Consider the following 2744-nt stretch of genomic DNA (forward strand, 5'->3'; position numbering starts at 1 on the left):
TTCCTGAGTTTGCGGATTGAAAACATTGGTGTATACCATTGTTTAAACCTTCAGATCCGTAATCTGTGTCTAAGGTTTTCGGACCCTCTGGTTGTTTGATCGCGGTTAGAGGGTCTTTTGGTTTTTTCATAAGAGGCTGACGTTATTGTTAGCCCCAATCTGTGTTTAAGGTTTCGGACCCTCTGGTTGTTTGATCGCGGTTAGAGGGCAATAACAATCTTTTGTTGTTGGCAATCTAGGTAGCGCAGATCGAAATACCCTATGACCTAAAACAGGTTTGCAATGGAAAAACCGTTGATACTTCATGTCACCCCCCCGATAAGCATTTGTTGTAATCGCCTGTTCTGTTTGTTTTTTGTCCAGAGAACAGATTGAGAAATGTGTAGCTAGATAGAAATTATTCTCATTAAATATAGTTCATTTGTACTATATTCATCAACTATTCACCTCCTTGTAAATAGATTCTTGAGCTTAACCTGACTTCAAATTGAGTTTTAGGGAAAAACTGTTTTCCATTTACGACTCCATAAGCTCGTTCGTTAGTGAATCGTGGAGTTCATTTTGATAACCCTATCCAAACTGCCTAAGCTTTCACTAGTTTATAGTGCTTTCTTCTGAAAAAGCAACTTAAAGTTAATCTAGTTAATTTTAACAACCTTAAATTACTTAAACTAATTTATAAGAAACTAATTCAAATTAAAAAAGCTTAAATCTTTATGTAGCGTATGATTGGAGGATTTAATAGTGGAGCAGCACTTGATCACTTGGAGGCTAAAAGAATTAATGTCCGCAAACAAACTCTCAGTTGCGGAAATGGCAAGGCGTTTAGGCGTGAGCGAGACTGCTGTTATTAAACTTCGTAGATCTGATATGCCACGTATTAATGGTGAAAGACTTAATCAAATCATTATGGTCTTAAATGCCACCCGTAAAAAAGGTAAGCCTCCAATAGCTGTGAGTGATTTGATTGTGCTGACTTTTTCGATGAGTGAAGTCGAAGAAGCCAGAATGAATGAATGATTTGTTGCTTATGCTTTAATCTCTCTGCCCTCAGTGTGTACCTCATAGGCAACACAGAAAATGCTCAAAACCACATTGTTGTCATTTACTCTGTTCTAGATCGCAATCCCGTTCGCCTTCGTCAATCCCGCCACCATCCCCATTGACTAATCCTTGAACCAGACTCCAAGGCAGGATGCTTCAGACGAGGTTGACCATTTCCTCTTCTTCTCAGATACAGGGTAATGCCTAGTACTAAGGCAAACCTTCGTCTAATGTCAAAGCCAAAACAAGCAACCTACAATCAGAGTCACTGGTGGAAGCTGCGGTGAGATCAACTTCCGTGAGCAACATTGTTCAGCCTTATTCTTATACCCAATAGGTGCAAAGATGACTCCCTTAAAAAGGTTCCGTGCGGGTGGGTGGCTATTTCATAACAGAAGTCATATCGACACATGGATTCGGGATTTAAAGCAACGGGTAGCCCAACATCCACAACCATTGGTACCTCCCATTCAAGAGTTTAAAGATTTAGTCGCTCAAGATCCGAGCTTGAACTTTGCCATTGATCTCATGTTCCAAGAAGCGGCACTCTTAAAACAACAGACCCCACTGGGCACACCTGAAGTTCAAGACTTTGATGAATTCTTAACCCTACTCAACGGCATCATGACCCAAGCCCCAGAGTACACGGAATGTCCTGACGCTCATGGCGAAGAAGAGCCCTGTGGACTCATTGGTTTCCCCATTAATGCTCTCCTAGACTGGCCGATGGCGACGAACTTTGGATACAACGTGTTTGCCAATGCCTTAGTCAACCAACAGCTCAAGAAGATCCTGGGGTACTGGAGTGAATATCTCGTCTCCCCAGACTCCCGTTCCGTCTTGATCGACAGTTATCCAGATCGCACCCCGAAAATCTTAGCCTGGCTGAGTACCACCGCTAAACAAGAGATGGTAGCCGTTGCCTGTCAAGCCTCCGACGATCCAACTACCTGCAAGCAGCAGCCCTTTGAGCACTTCTTCAATAGCGACCCAAGCGATGAGTATTACGGCTTCAAGTCCTGGGACGACTTCTTTACCCGCACCTTTGTAGATGGCATTCGACCCGTGGCCGAAGGCGAAGATGTGATTGCTAACGCTTGCGAATCTGCCCCATTGCAAGCTGTGCATAACGTGTCGGAAACAGCAGAGTTCTGGCTCAAAGGTCAGCCATACTCGCTGCAGAACATGATGAACTTTGATCCGTTAGCTGAGCAGTTCATTGGTGGCACGGTCTATCAAGCTTTTCTCAGTGCGTTGAGCTATCACCGTTGGAACAGCCCTGTGAGTGGCACAGTCAAGAAAGCCTTTGTAGTGAACGGTTCTTACTATCTTGAAAACCGATATCAAGGCTTTATCAACCCCAAAGGAGCAGATCCATCCGCCCCCAATGATTCCCAGCCCTTTTTGACAGCAGTGGCTACCCGAGCGGTGATCTTCATTGAAGCGGACAATCCCAAGATTGGTTTGATGTGCTTTATTGCTGTGGGAATGGCAGAGGTCTCATCCTGTGAAATTACGGTTGAGGAAGGGCAACATCTCGATAAAGGCCAAGAATTGGGGATGTTCCATTTTGGTGGCTCCACCCACTGCCTGATATTCAGGCCAGACGTCAAACTGACCTTTGATTATCACAACACCTCCCCCGGTCTAGATGCGACCAATATCCCCGTTCGGTCAAGGATTGCAACCGTCACCAACTA

At 44.4% G+C, this 2744-nt stretch carries 2 protein-coding genes; both read left to right on the top strand.

Translation table 11 applies throughout. The features are described from left to right. Positions 1-744: 744 nt before the first annotated feature. Positions 745-1020 carry a helix-turn-helix transcriptional regulator gene (locus Q0991_RS13965; RefSeq protein ID WP_299489352.1) on the top strand — a complete coding sequence of 92 codons (276 nt, stop codon included), beginning with the start codon at positions 745-747 and terminating at the stop codon, positions 1018-1020. Between the two features lie 369 nt (positions 1021-1389). Next, a partial coding sequence (locus Q0991_RS13970; RefSeq protein WP_299489353.1) for a phosphatidylserine decarboxylase family protein occupies positions 1390-2744 on the top strand: 1355 nt, incomplete at its 3' end.

Source organism: Acaryochloris sp. IP29b_bin.137 (assembly GCF_028285745.1).
Lineage (GTDB): Bacteria > Cyanobacteriota > Cyanobacteriia > Thermosynechococcales > Thermosynechococcaceae > Acaryochloris.